This window comes from Streptomyces sp. NPDC086787, from assembly GCF_044745865.1.
Lineage (GTDB): Bacteria > Actinomycetota > Actinomycetes > Streptomycetales > Streptomycetaceae > Streptomyces.
Genome location: NZ_JBIVBC010000003.1, coordinates 466,105 through 483,275 on the forward strand (window position 1 = coordinate 466,105; position 17,171 = coordinate 483,275).

General features: G+C 70.6%; 16 protein-coding genes. 9 read left to right on the plus strand and 7 right to left on the minus strand.

Translation table 11 applies throughout. The features are described 5' to 3' along the window. Positions 1-49: 49 nt before the first annotated feature. Positions 50-1,231 (plus strand): DUF2786 domain-containing protein, encoded by a 1,182-nt coding sequence (locus ACIPK3_RS11730; protein ID WP_402568504.1) that lies wholly within the window; start codon positions 50-52, stop codon positions 1,229-1,231. A gap of 29 nt (positions 1,232-1,260) precedes the next feature. On the opposite strand, the gene ACIPK3_RS11735 is transcribed toward ACIPK3_RS11730, so the two are convergent. Further along, a complete protein-coding gene (locus ACIPK3_RS11735; protein WP_402568506.1) occupies positions 1,261-1,788 on the minus strand; it encodes a DUF4232 domain-containing protein in 528 nt (175 codons plus the stop codon). Positions 1,789-2,011: 223 nt separating this feature from the next. Further along, positions 2,012-2,515: a hypothetical protein gene (locus ACIPK3_RS11740; protein WP_402568508.1), complete on the minus strand. Its 504-nt coding sequence runs from the start codon at positions 2,513-2,515 to the stop codon at positions 2,012-2,014. 425 nt (positions 2,516-2,940) lie between these two features. On the opposite strand from ACIPK3_RS11740, the gene ACIPK3_RS11745 reads away from it, so the two are divergent. Then, complete coding sequence (locus ACIPK3_RS11745; RefSeq protein WP_402568682.1) at positions 2,941-3,159, plus strand: DUF397 domain-containing protein; 219 nt, start codon at positions 2,941-2,943, stop codon at positions 3,157-3,159. Positions 3,160-3,294: 135 nt separating this feature from the next. Here ACIPK3_RS11745 and ACIPK3_RS11750 read toward each other — a convergent pair whose 3' ends face one another. Beyond that, entirely contained in the window at positions 3,295-3,792 is a 498-nt protein-coding gene (locus ACIPK3_RS11750; protein WP_402568510.1) for an ATP-binding protein, read from the minus strand. A gap of 333 nt (positions 3,793-4,125) precedes the next feature. On the opposite strand from ACIPK3_RS11750, the gene ACIPK3_RS11755 reads away from it, so the two are divergent. The 3 genes from ACIPK3_RS11755 (at position 4,126) to ACIPK3_RS11765 (ending at position 7,239) form a co-directional block, all read left to right on the plus strand. Next, entirely contained in the window at positions 4,126-4,950 is an 825-nt protein-coding gene (locus tag ACIPK3_RS11755) for a helix-turn-helix domain-containing protein (protein WP_402568512.1), read from the plus strand. 136 nt (positions 4,951-5,086) lie between these two features. Continuing rightward, a complete protein-coding gene (locus ACIPK3_RS11760) occupies positions 5,087-6,547 on the plus strand; it encodes an aldehyde dehydrogenase family protein (RefSeq protein WP_402568514.1) in 1,461 nt (486 codons plus the stop codon). A 119-nt stretch (positions 6,548-6,666) separates the two neighbouring features. After that, positions 6,667-7,239 carry a DinB family protein gene (locus ACIPK3_RS11765; protein WP_402568516.1) on the plus strand — a complete coding sequence of 191 codons (573 nt, stop codon included), beginning with the start codon at positions 6,667-6,669 and terminating at the stop codon, positions 7,237-7,239. A gap of 1 nt (position 7,240) precedes the next feature. Here ACIPK3_RS11765 and ACIPK3_RS11770 read toward each other — a convergent pair whose 3' ends face one another. Together ACIPK3_RS11770 and ACIPK3_RS11775 are read right to left on the minus strand one after the other, a co-directional pair. Next, entirely contained in the window at positions 7,241-8,653 is a 1,413-nt protein-coding gene (locus tag ACIPK3_RS11770; protein WP_402568518.1) for a glutamate decarboxylase, read from the minus strand. A 75-nt stretch (positions 8,654-8,728) separates the two neighbouring features. Next, positions 8,729-10,018 (minus strand): ion channel protein, encoded by a 1,290-nt coding sequence (locus ACIPK3_RS11775; protein ID WP_402568520.1) that lies wholly within the window; start codon positions 10,016-10,018, stop codon positions 8,729-8,731. Positions 10,019-10,178: 160 nt separating this feature from the next. Between ACIPK3_RS11775 and ACIPK3_RS11780 the strand changes: the two genes are divergently transcribed. Both ACIPK3_RS11780 and ACIPK3_RS11785 read left to right on the plus strand, forming a co-directional pair. Next, positions 10,179-10,949 carry a MerR family transcriptional regulator gene (locus ACIPK3_RS11780; RefSeq protein WP_402568522.1) on the plus strand — a complete coding sequence of 257 codons (771 nt, stop codon included), beginning with the start codon at positions 10,179-10,181 and terminating at the stop codon, positions 10,947-10,949. Between the two features lie 139 nt (positions 10,950-11,088). Then, positions 11,089-12,021 (plus strand): VTT domain-containing protein, encoded by a 933-nt coding sequence (locus tag ACIPK3_RS11785; protein ID WP_402568524.1) that lies wholly within the window; start codon positions 11,089-11,091, stop codon positions 12,019-12,021. A gap of 6 nt (positions 12,022-12,027) precedes the next feature. On the opposite strand, the gene ACIPK3_RS11790 is transcribed toward ACIPK3_RS11785, so the two are convergent. Together ACIPK3_RS11790 and ACIPK3_RS11795 are read right to left on the minus strand one after the other, a co-directional pair. Continuing rightward, a complete protein-coding gene (locus ACIPK3_RS11790) occupies positions 12,028-13,689 on the minus strand; it encodes a threonine/serine exporter ThrE family protein (protein WP_402568526.1) in 1,662 nt (553 codons plus the stop codon). Positions 13,690-13,802: 113 nt separating this feature from the next. Beyond that, positions 13,803-14,294 carry an inorganic diphosphatase gene (locus tag ACIPK3_RS11795; protein ID WP_402568684.1) on the minus strand — a complete coding sequence of 164 codons (492 nt, stop codon included), beginning with the start codon at positions 14,292-14,294 and terminating at the stop codon, positions 13,803-13,805. A gap of 79 nt (positions 14,295-14,373) precedes the next feature. Here ACIPK3_RS11795 and dacB point away from each other — a divergent pair, with 79 nt between their 5' ends. Continuing rightward, positions 14,374-15,921: a D-alanyl-D-alanine carboxypeptidase/D-alanyl-D-alanine-endopeptidase gene (gene dacB / locus ACIPK3_RS11800; protein WP_402568528.1), complete on the plus strand. Its 1,548-nt coding sequence runs from the start codon at positions 14,374-14,376 to the stop codon at positions 15,919-15,921. Between the two features lie 118 nt (positions 15,922-16,039). Further along, entirely contained in the window at positions 16,040-17,170 is a 1,131-nt protein-coding gene (locus ACIPK3_RS11805) for a zinc-dependent metalloprotease (protein WP_402568530.1), read from the plus strand. The last annotated feature ends 1 nt before the right edge of the window (position 17,171 follow it).

Genomic DNA, 17,171 nt, shown 5'->3' on the forward strand with positions numbered 1-17,171 from the left:
CTGTGGACAACTTTCCGTGACTGTCGGCGGTCCATGGCACGATCGACGGGTGAGCACCACCAGCACTGTCGAGCGGGCTTTCCGGGCCGCCCTCTACAACGACACCGACACCGGCCTCGATGCGGGTGCGTCCCTGCTCGCCGCCGATTCCGCCGCCGACGCCGAACTCGCGTGGCGCGGCCAGGAGTTCACGGCGGCCGCCTGGCGGCGCGGCTGGCAGCCGGCCGACGTGGTCCGGCTCGTGCGGCGCGAGTTGGACGGCGTGCACGTGCAGCTCGCGGCGGAACTGATCCGGGCACAGGCGCCGCAGGACCGTCCGCGCGGCCCCCGCTGGGCCGCCCAGTTGGGCGACCTCCCCGCACCGGACGGCGCCGCGCGCGCGGCAGACCGCTTCTCGCACGCGACCGCCGTACTGGAGCTCTACCGCCTGCTGCTGCGGCTGCCCGCGCTGGAGCCCCTGGAGGACGCGCCGCGGGAGGCGGGCCGGGGGACGGGACGGGGGACGGCGCAGGGGGCAGGGTCGGGGGCGGGGCCAGGGGTGAGCAAGGAGCACCGGTCCGAGGCCTCCCGCATGCTCAACCGCATTCGCGCGCTGCTGGCCAAGGCGGAGGCCACCGGCTACCCGGAGGAGGCGGAGGCGTTGAGCGCCAAGGCGCAGGAGCTGATGGCCCGGCACAGCATCGACGAGGCACTGCTCGCGGCCGACGCTCCCGCGCCGGACGCGCCCGGCGCCTGCCGGATCGGGGTCGAGCCGCCGTACGAGCAGGCGAAGGCGGTCCTGCTGGACGCGGTCGCCACCGCCAACCACTGCCGCGCCGTGTGGAACGAACCTCTGGGCTTCACCACGGTCGTCGGCTTCGAGCCCGACCTGGAGGTGGTCGAGCTCCTCTACACCTCGCTGCTGGTGCAGGCCACGCACGCGATGGCGAAGGCCGAGGCGGCGCAGCGCGCGGGCGGCCGCAAGCGGACCAAGACTTTCCGGCAGTCCTTCCTGGCGGCTTACGCCCACCGCGTGGGCGACCGGCTCGCGACCGCCGCCGGAACCCAGGTCACCCGGGAGCTGCTCCCGGTCCTCGCCACCCGGGACATAGCCGTGGCCGGACGCCTGGAGCGGATGTTCCCGCAGACGACGACCACCCGGCTGCGCGGGGTGAGCGACGAGGCCGGCTGGACGGAGGGCGCCCGTGCGGCGGACCGGGCGCAGGTCGGGACCCGGCCCCGGCTCGGCTGAAGCCCGTCGGCGCGTCGCCCGGCCGCCGGTCAGTCGCCGGCCTGCTGGAAGCCGCTGACCGAGGCGTCGGGTCCACTGCCGCCGCCCTTCGCGGCGATGGGACCGTACTTCCAGGGGAAGCTCTGGGAGGTGCCGGAGCCGGGCAGCCCGATCTTCACGGACTGTGCCGCCAGCCCCGCCGTGTCGCCGTCCTTGCCTCGCACATAGCTGATGGTGAAGGACGCCGAGTCGCCCTTGGCGAGCTTCAGCTTCTGCCCCGTGGCGCCCTCCAGCGCGGGAACCTTCTCCGAGGTGCCGTCCGCCCGGAGCTCGACACCGGCGAAACCGTCCAGGGTGCAGGCGGCGCTCTGATTGGTGATGCTGACGGGCACCTCGCCGCTGTCCCCGGCGGCCGGGGCCATGCTCGCCGACCCGATCTGCACGGAGACCTCGCCGATCCGGCAGGCCGAGCTGTTCGTGCTCTTGTCGCCGCCGGTGCCGCCACCACCGCCGTCGTCGCAGGCGGTCAGGGCGAGGGCGGCGGCGACCGCGGTGACGGTGAGCGTGATGGCGCGCATGAGTGGATCCTGTCGAGGTCGGGTCGGTGCCCCAGCATCATCCCGCCCGGCGCGGGCGAGTCGTCGCGCGCCCCTCCGCTCGGGCGTGCCGTTGCCGTTCGTCGCCCTTTCAGCAGCCGGGGCGTGCCGTTGCCGTCCGTCGCCTTTTCAGGACTCGGGGCGTGCCGTTGCCGTCCGTCGCCTTTTCAGTAGCCGAGGCCCGCCGTTGCCGTCCGGCGTCCCTTCAGGACCCGAGGCCCGCCGTCGGCAGACCCGACGGCAGCTTTCCGCCCTCGGCCTTGGTGTAGGTCTCCTGGCCCGCCTTGCCCGACCAGGTCACCTTCATCTCCGTCTTACTGACCGGGCCGACCATCCCGGTGCCCCGGTCCTTGTTGCCGTCGGTGCAGGTCAGATGGATCATCTGCATGCCCGACTCCTCGCCCGCGGTGCCGCTGCACACGGTCCCGCCGGTCTCGAAGAGCGCGGCCCGCTTGTCGGTGACGACCAAGGCGACGGCTTTGCCGTCGGTCGTGGCGAGCCAGCTCCCCTGGAGCGAGCCGGAGGACGACGTGACGCCGCCCGTTCCACCGCCGCCCGCCGACGGTGCGGCGGAGGCGGAGGTGCTCGGGCCGGAGGACGAGTCGTCCGTGGATCCGCCACTGCACGCGGTCAGCGCGAGCACGCCCGCCAGTCCCGCGGCCGCCGTGGCCGTGATCCGCACCCTCGTAGTCGCCGAAGCCGAAGTCACTGGAAGCTCCCAAGCTGTAGCCGGTCGGCCGTCCGGATTGGCCGCAACGCCCGCAGCAAGCTACCAGCACCCCCTTTGTGCGCTCAGGGCCTGTCGTCGCCTGTCGTTTGGATCACGTCTGGATCGCGCCGCGGACCCGGGGTCCAAGTGTCCGGGGATGTTCAGGCGGAAGACGGAACATCGAAGCCCTGCCGTACGTCTGTCTCCAGTGAGGGGTATTTCGGCAGAGCGGTCGCCGGAGGCTGTAACCGGAGAACCACCCCGCGTGCACGTGCATCTGCTCATGCAGCTGCACGTGAACAGGGCTATGATCCGGGACAGTTGACCACAGCATCTATGGCCACACCAGCCAGTGCACCAACGGGGAGCGACCTGTGGACCGCGACTTTGATGGCGTGTGCGGGGGGTACGACGTGTACAACGGCATGGCTGCCGCGCAGCTGGACGGAGTGGCCTGGCAGAAGAGCAGGCACAGCAATTCGCAGGGCACCTGCGTGGAGTTCGCCCGGCTCCCGGGCGGTGACGTGGCCGTACGCAACTCGCGCTTTCCGGACGGTCCCGCCCTCGTCTACACCAGGGCGGAGATCGAGGCCATGCTCCTCGGGGTCAAGGACGGCGAGTTCGACCACCTGATCGCGAGCTGACGCCACCGCCCCGCGCGCACCGCGGGGTGGCGGCGGACCTCACTCATGCGCAACGCGCGTAGACCCCGCTCGGGAACGCACGGAAACGGTTCGCAATGCGCGTAGACGAGCGGCGTCGGACGACGCCGCTCGCCGTCATTCGGCGGTTCGGAGCCGGAACAGCGCCCAGACGACCTTGCCGCTGAGGGTCCCCGCGAGCGGGTGCCAGCCCCAGCTGTCGCTGAAGGAGTCGACCAGGAACAGCCCCCGGCCGGACTCCGCCGAGAAGTCGTCCGCGTCGCGGGTGACCGGGGTGTCGTGGCTGGGGTCGCGCACCGCGCACACCAGCCGCTCGGTCCACCGCATCAGGTGCAGCCGTACGGCCGGATGCGGTTCCGCGCCGCGGCAGGTGTCGTTCGGCAGCGCGTGCCGCAGGGCGTTCGTGACGAGTTCCGAGACGACCAGGCATATGTCGTCGAAGCGGTCACCCACATCCCACTGGTCCAGCGTGCCGCGGGTGAACAGGCGGGCCTCGCGCACCGCTTCGTACCGGGCCGGCAGGGCGCAGGAGGCCGCGTTCGACACGGCCGAGGGGTCCAGTGGTGGAAGGCCCTGCCGTAACGGCTTGAGCATGGTCGATCCATTCGTCCCCATGCGAGGCACTCCCGGGAATTCGCGGTCGTTGCGATGCAGCGGTGGCGCGAGACCATGCTTTCGGATGCGTACAGCAGATGCAAGGGCAGATGCACGTGCAGCCGACCGAATTGCGCACTCCCGTACCGCTTCTTGGTCATTTTTTCCGCCAACTCCGGCTTCCCCGTTCCTCGTTGGCTTGCGTGTTCCTGTGCGGAATCTTTGGCCTCTTTCCGTTTCCGTAACCGGACGAGTACTGCTCGAAGTGATTTAGTGGCAGACTGCGGCCCCTGAAGACGGTTGGGGAGGCTGGCGAACGTGAGCGCGGGAGAGCCCGGATCGGTGGTGCGACGCATGCTGCTTGGCTCGCAACTCAGGCGACTGCGAGAATCACGGGGGATCACGCGTGAGGCGGCGGGCTATTCGATCCGCGCCTCCGAATCGAAGATCAGCCGGATGGAGCTGGGCCGGGTGAGCTTCAAGACGCGAGACGTCGAAGACCTGTTGACGCTCTACGGCATCACGGACGAGACCGAGCGCCAATCGCTGCTGTCCCTCGCCCGGGAGGCCAATGTCGCGGGTTGGTGGCACAGTTACTCGGACGTGCTGCCCAGCTGGTTCCCCACATATGTGGGGTTGGAGGGCGCGGCCTCGCTGATCCGGGCGTACGAGGTGCAGTTCGTGCACGGACTGCTCCAGACCGAGAACTACGCCCGCGCGGTCGTCCGGCGCGGCATGAGGGGCGCGAGCGTCGCCGACGTGGAACGGCGCGTGGCGCTGCGCCTGGAGCGGCAGAAACACCTCGTGTCCGAGAACGCGCCGGAATTCCACGTCGTCCTCGACGAAGCCGCCCTGCGCCGCCCGTACGGCGACCGTGAGGTGATGCGCGAGCAGCTCCAGCACCTCATCGAGATCTCCGAGCGGCCCAATGTGCGGCTCCAGGTGGTGCCGTTCAGTCTCGGCGGCCACTCCGGGGAGAGCGGGGCCTTCACCATTCTCGGCTTCCCGGAGTCCGACCTGTCCGACGTGGTCTATCTGGAGCAGCTCACCAGCGCGCTGTACCTGGACAAGCGCGAGGACGTCGCCCAGTACGAGCACGCCCTCAAGGAACTCCAGCAGGACAGCCCGGGCCCGGACGAGAGCCGGGATCTGCTGCGCGGGTTGCTCCAGCTCTCCTGACCCAACTCATCGTCAACACAAGTACGATGACGCATGATCAGTCCTAACCGGACCGATCGGTACGTGAATCGATCGGGTGTCCGTCTCGACTGCTTCGGCAGCAAGGGGATCGAGAGCAAGGGGATCGAGGGATCACATGTTGTCCGGCTTCACCGACCTGGCTCAGCAGTACATCGACGGTGAGTGGCGCCCGGGTACGGGGTCCTGGGACATCATCGACTTCAACCCGTACGACGGCGAGAAGCTGGCCTCGATCACCATCGCCACCGTCGACGAGGTCGACGACGCCTACCGGGCGGCCGCCCGCGCCCAGCGCGAGTGGGCCGAGACCAACCCCTACACCCGCCGTGCGCTCTTCGAGAAGGTCCTGCGTCTGGTCGAGGAGCGGGAGGGCGAGATCACCGAGATGATCATCGCCGAGCTCGGCGGCACGCGCATGAAGGCCGGGCTGGAGCTGCGGCTCGCCAAGGAGTTCCTGCGCGAGGCCGCCCACCTGGCGCTGAGCTCCGAGGGCAGGTTCCTCCCCTCACCGGTCGACGGCAAGGAGAACCGCCTCTACCGCGTCCCGGTGGGCGTGGTGGGCGTGATCAGCCCCTTCAACTTCCCGTTCCTGCTGTCGGTCAAGCCGGTCGCCGCGGCCCTCGCCCTCGGTAACGCGGTCGTGCTCAAGCCCCACCAGGACACCCCGGTCTGCGGCGGCACGCTGATCGCGAAGCTCTTCGAGGACGCGGGACTGCCGGCCGGCCTGCTGAACGTCGTACTCACCGACATCGCCGAGATAGGCGATGCCTTCATCGAGCACCCGGTCCCGAGGCTCATCTCCTTCACCGGCTCCGACAAGGTCGGTCGGCACATCGCCACCGTCTGCGCCGCGCAGCTCAAGCGCACGGTCCTCGAACTGGGCGGCAACAGCGCGCTGGTGGTGCTCGACGACGCGGACGTCGACTACGCGGTCGACGCGGCCGTCTTCAGCCGGTACGCCGACCAGGGCCAGGTCTGCATGGGCGCCAACCGGGTCCTGGTGGACCGCTCGGTCGCGGACGAGTTCACCGAGAAGTTCGTGGCGAAGGTCAGGACGCTGAAGACCGGCGACCCGAGCGACCCGCACACGGTCATCGGGCCGGTCATCAACTCCCTTCAGGCGAACACCATCTCGGCGGTCATCGAGCAGGCGGTGTCGGAGGGGGCGACGGTGCTCGTGCGCGGTGCGACGGCCGACAACCTGGTCGAGCCGTCCGTCCTGACGGATGTGCCGGCCGGATCCTCCCTGCTGCACCGGGAGATCTTCGGTCCCGTCGCGCTGCTGGTCCCGTTCGACGGCGAGGAGGAGGCCGTACGCATCGTCAACGACACCCCGTACGGTCTGAGCGGTGCCGTGCACACCACCGACATCGAGCGGGGCGTGGCCTTCGCCAAGCGGGTCGACACCGGCATGTTCCACGTGAACGACGGCACCATCCACGACGAGCCGCTGGTCCCGTTCGGCGGTGAGAAGCACTCCGGCATCGGCCGCCTCAACGGCGAGACCACCCTGGACGCCTTCACCACGCTGAAGTGGATCTCGGTACAGCACGGCAGGACGGCGTTCCCTTTCTGATTCCGACGCCCTTCCGGATCCCGGACAGGATCCGATCCGCATCGCGGACAGGATCCGACCTAATTCGCCCGTAGCGTCGTTGGTGTCGGAGAAACGGAACCGCTGGAAAGGGGCCGATCATGGTCACTCACGTACGAGCCGAGGCGCGGGGCGACGAGCGGGGGGCGCTGCTGGCCTTCCTCGCGGAGCAGCGCGGCGGTATCCGGCGGGCGGTGCTGGGGCTGACGCAGGAGCAGGCCGTCGCCCGGCCCAGCGCCAGCGGACTCTCCCTGGGCGGACTGCTCAAGCACGTCGCCGAGGTCGAGCAGGGCTGGCTGGCCCGTGCCAAGGGTGAGCAGCCGCCCGTCCGGCGGGACGAGTCGAACTGGCACGAGTGCTTCGAACTGGCCGCGGGCGAGACGGTCGCCCAGCAACTCGCCCACTGGGAACAGGTGGCCGCCGAGACGGAGAAGTTCATCCGCTCCGCCCCCGGCCTCGACGACACCTTTCCCCTCCCGAACGACCCCTGGTTCCCGCCGGACGAGGCCGTTTCCCTGCGCTGGCTCCTGCTGCACCTGATCCGTGAGACGGCCCGCCACGCGGGTCACGCCGACATCATCCGGGAGTCCCTGGACGGGAAGACGGCGTTCGAGCTGGTGGCTCTCGCGGACGCGGAGAAGGATCAGGAGCAGGACGGGCAGCAGCCGGCCTGACTCAGTGGTGGAAGCTCGTCGCCGCCTGCTTGTCGTGAGTGAGCGGATGCGACTGGCGGCGCAGGTCCGGGAGGAGGCGGCCGAGGTCCTCCACGAACAGGTCGGCGAGGTCCAGTGAGAAGCCGTTGCGGCAGACCACCCGGAGCACCGACAGGTCCTCCCGGTTCGGCGGGAAGGTGTACGCGGGGACCAGCCAGCCGCTCTCGCGCAGGCGCCGGGAGACGTCGAAGACGTCGTACGACGTGACGTCCGGGGCGGTGGTGAAGGCGAACACCGGTAGCTCGTCGCCCTGGGTCAGCAGCCGGAAGTCGCCCAGTTCCTCGATCCGTTTGGCCAGCCCGGTCGCCACGTCCCGCGTGGTCTGCTGTACGGCCCGGTAGCCGTCGCGGCCCAGCCGCAGGAACGTGTAGTACTGGGCGACCACCTGCGCGCCCGGCCGGGAGAAGTTCAGCGCGAAGGTCGGCATGTCGCCGCCCAGGTAGTTGACCCGGAAGACGAGTTCCTCGGGCAGCGCCTCCTTGTTCCGCCACAGTGCCCAGCCGACCCCCGGGTAGACCAGGCCGTACTTGTGGCCGGAGGTGTTGATCGAGGCCACCCGCGGCAGCCGGAAGTCCCAGACCAGGTCCTCGTCCAGGAAGGGCGCGACCATGGCGCCGGACGCGCCGTCCACATGCACCGGGACGTCGATGCCCGTGCGCTGTTGGAGGTCGTCCAGCGCCGCGCACAGGTCCGCGATCGGCTCGTACGACCCGTCGAAGGTGGAGCCGAGGATGCCCACCACGCCGATGGTGTTCTCGTCGCAGAGTTCGGCCGCCGCCTGCGGATCGAGGTGGTACCGCTCGCCGTCCATCGGGACCAGCCTCGGCTCCACCTCCCAGAAGTTGCAGAACTTGTCCCAGCACACCTGGACGTTGACGCCCATGACGAGGTTGGGCCGCACGTCGCGTGAGGGGTAGCGGTCGGCGTTGCGCTGCATCCAGCGCCGCTTGAGCGCCATTCCGGACAGCATGCACGCCTCGCTGGAACCGGTCGTGGAACAGCCCACGGTGGCCGCCGGGTCGGGTGCCTTCCACAGGTCGGCGAGCATCGCCACACAGCGCTTCTCGAGTTCGGCGGTGCGCGGGTACTCGTCCTTGTCGATCATGTTCTTGTCACGGCACTCGGCCATCAGCACGCCGGCCTGCGGCTCCATCCAGGTGGTGACGAACGTGGCCAGGTTCAGCCGGGAGTTGCCGTCCAGCATCAGCTCGTCGTGCACCAGCTGGTACGCCGTGTTCGGCGGCAACGGGTTCTCCGGCAGCCGGTGCGTGGGCGGCGCCTCGGTCATGCCGACGACCGGATTGGCCTCCCCGTAGAACGGGTTGATGGACGCGGTCCGGCCGTCCTGCTTCTGCGAACCCTTGTGCAGCGGCATGGTCTTCACTCCTCGGGAGGTGGATGGCAGCAAGGGGAACAACAAGGGGGCAGGGGGTGGGCGACGGACGGCCGCTCATCGGACCGCCGTCCCGTCCGGCCGCACCTGCATCTTCGGCCGCCCCGTCACCAGCAGCCAGGCCGGCAGCGAGGCCATGCACATCAGGGCGAGGATCGAGGGCGAGGCGACCAAGACCGCGGCGGTGAACAGGCTCACCCAGCCCTGCCGGGTGATCGCCAGGAGCATGCCCAGCACCCCCGACGCCACGCCCACGGCGGGCGGGATCCCGGGCACCAGGGCGTGGGCGCACAGGCCGAGCGCGGAGCCCACGAACACCGAGGGGAAGATCCGGCCGCCGCGGAAGCCGCAGGACGCGGCGACGAGCAGGGCGGCCAGCTTCACCACCGTCATCGTGGCGAACTGCCCGGCCGACCAGCCGTCCGGGTCGCCCGCCAGCTCCGAGACCTCGTTCAGGCCCTTGAAGAGCGTCAGCGGGCCGCCCAGCACCCCCAGTGCCCCGAGTACGGCCCCGCCCGCGGGAAGCATCAGCATCGGGTGGCGCAACTGCCGGAAGGCGCGATGGACGTACGGGAAGGCGTAGACGGCGCAGATGCCGAGCAGCGCGCCGACACTGGCCACGGCGAGCGACCCCACCACGTCGACCACGCCCGGCCGGCCGATCGGCGCCAGGTGGAGGTCGAAGGAGGCGTGGTGGACCAGGTCGGTCGTGAGGGCACCGGCCGCGGCGGCGGCCAGCGGCGCGAAGAGGTGGTCCCAGAGCAGCACCCCTCTGATCCGCTGCCCGGCCAGCGCCTCCGAGATCGCCAGGGCCGCGCCGACCGGAGTGCCGAACAGCGCGCCGAGCGTCGCCGCCTCCGCGAGCTCCTTCCACTGCTCGCCCTCCAGCCGGGCGTAACACCGGCCGCCCAGCCACACCGCCAGCCCGGCGTTCACGGCGATGAGTGGATTCTCCGGGCCGAGGCTCGGGCCGCCCGCGAGCATCAGGGCGGCCGCCAGCAGCAGGCCCGGCAGGACGACCGGTGGCATCACGGGTGCGCTCAGGCCCATGGAGGCCGGGTCGGGGCCCGCGTGGCCCGGCACCTTCCACACCACGAGGCCAACCGCCACGCCGGTCGCGATCAGCACGGTGAAGATCCATGGCGCGGAGTACCGGCCGATCCCCAGCGCGTCCGGCAGGTTCTGCCACAGCACGCCCTGGAGCTTCTCGGCCGCCACGCTCACCCCGACGAACAGCAGGCTCGACACCACGCCGACCAGGAGAGCGGGCAGGATCAGCGGCAGCAGGGCGCGCGCGGGGGCCGCGTGAGCGGTGGTGGGCGCCTGCTGCGCGGAGTCCTCGGCCACGGGCTCACCATAAGCTGACCAAGCGGACTAAACGGGCGCAACATCCAAAGTGGGGCGAAGCGGTGCACCGGGAAAACGGGCGTGCACGGGCGGGTACGGGCTTGCACCTCACGCCGCGTGAGGGGGCACCGTGGACGGCGTACCGACAGAAGGAGCGGAAGTGAGCTACTCGGTGGGGCAGGTCGCCGGCTTCGCCGGAGTGACCGTGCGCACCCTGCACCACTACGACGAGATAGGCCTGCTCGCCCCGGGCGAGCGCAGCCACGCGGGCCACCGGCGCTACAGCGACGCCGACCTCGACCGGCTGCAGCAGATCCTGTTCTACCGGGAGCTCGGCTTTCCGCTCGACGAGGTCGCGGTCCTGCTCGACGACCCGGACGCGGATCCGCGCAGCCACCTGCGCCGTCAGCACGAACTGCTGACCGCCCGGATCGAGAGGCTCCAGAGGATGGCCGCGGCCGTGGAGCACGCCATGGAGGCACGCACGATGGGCATCAACCTCACCCCCGAGGAACGGTTCGAGGTCTTCGGGGAGAACGACCCCGAGCAGTACGCCGAGGAGGCCGAGCGGCGCTGGGGCGGCACCGCCGCCCACGCCGAGTCCCGGCGCCGGGCCGCCCGCTACACCAAGGAGGACTGGCAGCGCCTCCAGGACGAGGTGGCCGACTGGACCCGGCGCTACGTCGCCCTGCTGACCGCCGGTGAGCAGCCGACCGGCGAGCCGGCCATGAACCTGGCCGAGGAACACCGCCGTCACATCACCAGGTGGTTCTACGACTGTCCCCACCCCATGCACCGCTGCCTCGGTGACATGTATGTCGCCGACGAACGATTCAGGGCCCACTACGACACGGCACACCCCGGCTTCGCCGAACACCTGAGCGCGGCGATAGCGGCGAACGCGGACCGGCACGGGGAGCACGGGGAGTAGGGATCACAGCTTTGTGCGGGACGGCTCACAGTGCATCCTGGAGAACCGGTGGAACCTGGGTCGGACACTTCGCGTTGATAGCTTTGTGCGGCCGTGCACAGGACGCCGTACCGCCTTCACCCCTCAGGAGCCCGGAACCGTGACGACCCTCGCCCTCGGCCCGAGCTGGCTGGACCCGCAGTATCTGCTCGACACGTACAGCATCTGGGGCCTGCTCCTGATCGTCTTCGCCGAGTCGGGCCTGCTCATCGGGTTCTTCCTGCCGGGTGACTCGCTGCTGTTCACATGTGGTCTGCTGATCACCTCCGGGAAGCTGGACTTCCCGCTGTGGGGCGCGATCGTCCTGATCTGCGTCGCCGCGATCCTCGGCGACCAGGCGGGCTACATGTTCGGCAAGAAGGTCGGCCCGTCGCTGTTCAACCGCCCGGACTCCCGCCTCTTCAAGCAGGAGAACGTCGCCAAGGCGCACGAGTTCTTCGAGAAGTACGGCCCGAAGTCCCTGGTCCTGGCCCGCTTCGTGCCCATCGTGCGCACGTTCACGCCGATCATCGCCGGTGTCAGCGGCATGCGGTACCGCTCTTTCCTGACCTTCAACGTGATCGGCGGCGTCCTGTGGGGCGCGGGCGTCACCCTGCTGGGCTCCTGGCTGGGCAACATCGGCGTCGTCAACAGGAACATCGAGGCGATCCTCATCCTGATCGTCCTCATCTCGGTGGTCCCGATCGCCATCGAGTTCCTGCGGGCCCGCGCCAAGGACAAGAAGACCCCGCCCGCCGACCCGCCGGCCCAGCAGCAGTTCCCGGTGCCTCCGGTCATGGACGACGCCACGACCCAGCTGCGCCGCATAGAGCCGACGTACGAGCAGCCGTACCAGCAGCCCTATGAGCAGCCGTACGAGCAGCCGTACGAGAACTACCAGCAGCCCCACCAGCCCCAGCAGGGTTACCAGGGCCACGACAACCAGTACTACGCCCCGCAGCAGCAGTACCCGTACGACCAGAGCCAGGGCAGCCACAACCAGGGCAGCTACGACCAGGGCAACCAGAACCAGGGAAACCACCGGGCTCCCTGACGCCCCTCAGAAGCCCCTCGTCCGCTTCGCGGCCCGCCGCTTGCCGGCGGAACCGAACCGCAGGAACATCCGCGAGATCTCCGACCCCAGGTTCACCCCGATGGCGATCGCCATGGCCAGCGAAGCGGCGGTGGCAAGCGACACGAGCCCCCGGTCGAAGTCGTTCTGCGCGATGGACAGCAGCCCGAAGTAGGTCGCCGAACCCGGCAGCAGTGGCCCGACGGCCGCGGTGGTGTACGGCAGCGCGGACGCGAACCGGTACCGCGACAGCAGCTGCCCGAACAGCCCGACCAGCCCCGCCGCCACCGCCGTGGACAGCACCGGCGAGATGCCCCCGGCGAAGCGCATCGCGCCGTACACCGACCAGGCGACGCCCCCGTTGAGGGTCACCGCCAGCACGGTGGACCGCTCCTGCTGGAGCAGCACGGCGAAGGTCAGCGACAGCAGCATCGACGCGCCGATCTGGATCAGCGGCCGGTGGGAGGCCTGGATCGCGGCCTCCGGGTTGAGCGGGCCGCCCAGCTTCACACCGAAATACAGCACGAGCAGCACACCGATGACGATGCCGACGAAGAAGTACATCACCTCCAGCAGGCGCGCGGCCGCGGTGATGTAGAAGCCCGTCAGCCCGTCCTGCACGCCCGCCACCAGCGCCCGCCCGGGCAGCAGCGCGAACAGCCCACCGGTGATCACCGCGGACGCCTTCACGTCGACGTGTGCCAGCGTGAGCGCCACACCGATCGCCGCGGGCGGTGTCGCGGCCACCGTGAACTGGTAGAACTCCGGCAGCCCGCGACCCGCGCACAGCCAGGCGAGCCGGTCGCCGAGCATCGCGCCCAGCGCGGCCGCCACGAACACGAGCAGGTCACCGCCGACCAGCACGGAGGCCGCACCGGCCAGCAGCCCGTTCGCCCCGGTCAGGACCCAGCCCGGGTAGGGGTGACGGTTACGGCGGATCTCGGCGAGGCGCCGGTAGGCCTCCTCCAGGGAGACATGGGTCTCCGGGTCGGTCAGGTCGTCCACCAGCTGGAAGACGGCCGCGAGCCGCGTGTAGTCGGTACCCCTGCGGCGTACCGTCCGGGAGGCCGTCACCGGGTCGTCCACCAGGGACGGCTGGTGCGAGATCGACAGCAGCGTGAAGGTGACGTTCGGCTCGCAGCGGTCCAGCCCGTACGACCGGCAGACCGCGAACATCGCGGCCTCCACGTCCTCCGCGCCCTCGCCGCCGGCCAGCAGCAGCTCGCCGATACGCAGCGTGAGGTCGAGCACGCGCGGCACGGCGGGTCCGGCCTCGTCCGCCTTCTGCACCGGCTCCAGCGCGGGCCGCTCCGCCACCGGCATGCGCAGCATCGCGCGCATTCGGTCCTGCCAGGGCGCGTCCTTGGTCAGGCTGACGACCGGTATGCCCGTGGGCGGGGTGAAGGCGGCCGAGACCTGCCTGGCGTTGTAGGTGTTCGGCAGGCTGAACGCCGAACCCTCCGGCTCGGCGCCGGGCGCCTGCGGGGCGCCCATGCCTTCCGGCACGGCGAATTCGGAGGTCGTCTCCGGGTCACCGGAGGTTCTGAGGACAGCCAGCCCCTCCGGGATGGCGAACTCGGACGTGATCTCGGGGTCGTACGCGCTCCTCGCCTCGTCCGACTGCGGCTTGCGGTCCTCCGCGTCCGTCACTGCCAGCACTCCCTGAACGGCACTCCGACACGCCTCAGTATGCGCACAGGGCACACGAATGCGAACGGGCCGCACACTCGCGCGTGCGGCCCGTTCGTACGGCGAGGGGGGGGTCAGTGACCGCCCTCCTCCTCGAAGCGCTTGTACGACCGGACGATCTCTTCCTCGGCCTCGACGCGGCCCACCCAGTTGGCGCCCTCGACCGACTTGCCCGGCTCCAGGTCCTTGTAGACCTCGAAGAAGTGCTGGATCTCCAGACGGTCGAACTCCGACACGTGGTGGATGTCACGCAGGTGCTCCACACGCGGGTCGGTGGCCGGCACGCACAGCAGCTTGTCGTCGCCGCCCGCCTCGTCCGTCATACGGAACATGCCGATCGCGCGGCACTTGATCAGGCAACCCGGGAAGGTCGGCTCGTCCAGGATGACCAGCGCGTCCAGCGGGTCGCCGTCTTCGCCGAGGGTGTTCTCGACGAAGCCGTAGTCGGTCGGGTAGGCGGTCGAGGTGAAGAGGCGACGGTCCAGGCGGATCCGACCGGTCTCGTGGTCCACCTCGTACTTGTTCCGCGAACCCTTCGGGATCTCGATCGTGACGTCGAACTCCACCGGTGGCTCCTCCATGATCAGCACATAGTTCTGGTGATTAAGTGTCCCTCACGCAGGTGTGTGATCGCGAAAGGGGCTGGTGGTTGTGCCAGAACTGAAGCCTTGGCGCGCCGCGGTGCCGCATGTGCAGCGGATCGCGGGCGCCGTACGGCCATGCCTGGCACGGCTTGCGGCAGTCGCACGGACTTCCGGCTCGCGGCCCGTGAAAACCTGGCAGTTCAGCGCGGGCGCGGCCCTCGCCGGGCTGGCGCTGGCCTCTGGTGTGGCGGCCACCGCCGGGCCGTGGGAGGGCAACGGTCAGCGTACGGCCGAGCGCGAGCGGGCCGCCGGGCAGGAGGGGTCGGGTGGCGCAGATCACGCCGACGGCCGCGCCGCGCGGCACGAGGGACCGAGGCCCGCGCCGAGCGCCGTGCCCGTCCTGACCGGTCTGGACGGCGCCGCCCAGACCGTGATCACCAAGAACGACCCACCCGGCGAGCAGCCCCTCGCGGACGTCCTGGCCCCGCTCCTCGACGTCCCGGAACTCGGTGGCTCCCACACCGCGGCGGTGGTCGACGTGGCCACCGGCAGGCGGCTGTACGACGCGGGCGGCGCCACGGCCCGCACACCCGCCTCCACCACGAAGATCGCCACCGCCGTCGCCGCTCTCTCGGCCCTGGGCCCCGACCACCGCCTCACCACCCGCGCCGCCCTGGAACCCGACACCAGGGAACTCGTCCTGGTCGGCGGCGGCGATCCGACGCTCACCGCGCACCGGACGACGGGCGGCTGGGCCGGGCTGCGGGCCCTCGCGGACCGTACCGCCGCCGCCCTGAAGAAGCGCGGGATCCGGCAGGTCACCCTGTCCTACGACACCACCCTGTACACCGGCCCGGCGCTGCACCCCATCGGCGTCAACGACAACATCGCCCCGGTCAGCGCCCTGATGGCCGACGAGGGCCGCACCGACGGCTCGACCAGCGGCCCGGTGACCCGGGTGGCCGATCCCGCGGCCGACGCGACCGCGAAGTTCGCCGGCTTCCTCGCCGACTCCGGCATCAGGACGACGGCCCCCGGCCCCTCCAAGGCCACCAAGCGCTCGATCACCCTCGCCAGCGTCTCCTCGCCCCCGCTGTCCGCCCTGGTCGAACGCATGCTGACCAACAGCGACAACGACATCGCCGAGGCCCTGGCCCGCCACACGGCCCTCGCGAGCGGTGAGCGGGCGAGCTTCGAGGGCGGCGGCAGGGCGATCGGCGCCCGGCTGCGGAAGCTGGGTCTGCCGACGGCCGGTGCGAGCTTCCGCGACGGCAGCGGCCTGGACCGCGCGGACCGGCTCACGGCGGACCTGCTGACCTCCCTGCTCGGCGAGGCCGGCTCGGCACGCCGCCCCGGCCTGCGCCCGGTGCTCACCGGACTCCCGGTGGCGGGCTTCACCGGCACCCTCGCCGCCCGCTACACCGACGGCGCGGCGGGTGTCGTACGGGCCAAGACGGGCACCCTGACCGGCGTCAACACGCTGGCCGGCACGGTGGTCGACAAGCACGGCCGGCTCCTCGCCTTCGCCTTCCTGGCCTCGGACACCACCAGCCCCCTGGACGCCCAGGCGGCGCTGGACCGAGCGGCGACGGCGCTGGCGGACTGGTGACCCGGTTCGCCGCCGCCGTCGCCTCCGTCCCCGACGTCCACGCGGGCAGTCACACAGTCACAGGGCACGCCCAGCGCACGCCCTGCCCCAAGTGGGAACGCTCACGTACGGTTGACGCATGACGAGCATCGGTGGCGCTGCTTCTGGGATGGTCGACTGGAACCTCGCGGTGGCGACCGCGACCCGGCTCGTGCGGCCGGGGCCGGAGGTGAGCCGTGACGAGGCGCGCGCCATCGTCGCGGAACTGCGCCGGCACGCCAAGGCCTCGGAGGAGCACGTCCGCGGCTTCACCCGGATGGGCACCGACGGGGTCCACGACACCCCGGTGCTCGTCGTCGACCGGCCGGGCTGGGTCCGGGCCAACGTCGCCGGATTCCGGGAGATCCTCAAACCGCTGCTCGACAAGATGCAGGAGCGACGCGGCGGCACCCCCGGCGGCGCGGTCCTCGGCGCCGTGGGCGGCAAGGTGACCGGCGTCGAACTCGGCATGCTGCTGTCGTTCCTCGCCTCCCGCGTCCTCGGCCAGTACGAGACCTTCGCTCCGGCCGGCCGGGAACTGCCGACCGGGGAGAACGGCGGCGGACGGCTGCTGCTGGTCGCGCCCAACATCGTCCACGTGGAGCGCGAACTCGACGTGGAGCCCCACGACTTCCGGCTGTGGGTCTGCCTGCACGAGGAGACGCACCGTACGCAGTTCACCGCGGTGCCCTGGCTGCGCGACCACCTGGAGGGCGAGATCCAGTCCTTCCTCGCGGAGACCGACGTCGACCCCATGACCGTCCTCGAACGCCTCCGAGACGCCGCCCAGTCGCTCGCCGGGGGCCGCCCCGAGTCGGACGCGGACGACGGCGGACGGTCCTTCGTGGAACTCGTGCAGACCCCGGCCCAGCGCGAGATCCTCGGCCGACTCACCGCCGTGATGTCCCTCCTCGAGGGTCACGCCGACTTCGTGATGGACGGAGTCGGCCCGGACGTCGTACCGAGCGTCGCGGAGATCCGCGAGAAGTTCCAGCAGCGCCGCGCCAAGGGCGCCTCCCGCCTGGACATGACGCTGCGCAGACTCCTCGGCCTGGACGCCAAGCTCAAGCAGTACCGGGACGGCGAACGGTTCGTGCGGGCCGTCGTCGGCCAGGTCGGTATGGACGGCTTCAACCGGGTGTGGACCTCCCCGAACACTCTGCCGACCAAGGCCGAGATCGCCAAGCCGACGGACTGGATCGCACGGGTGCACCGCAGGACAGAGCCCTGAG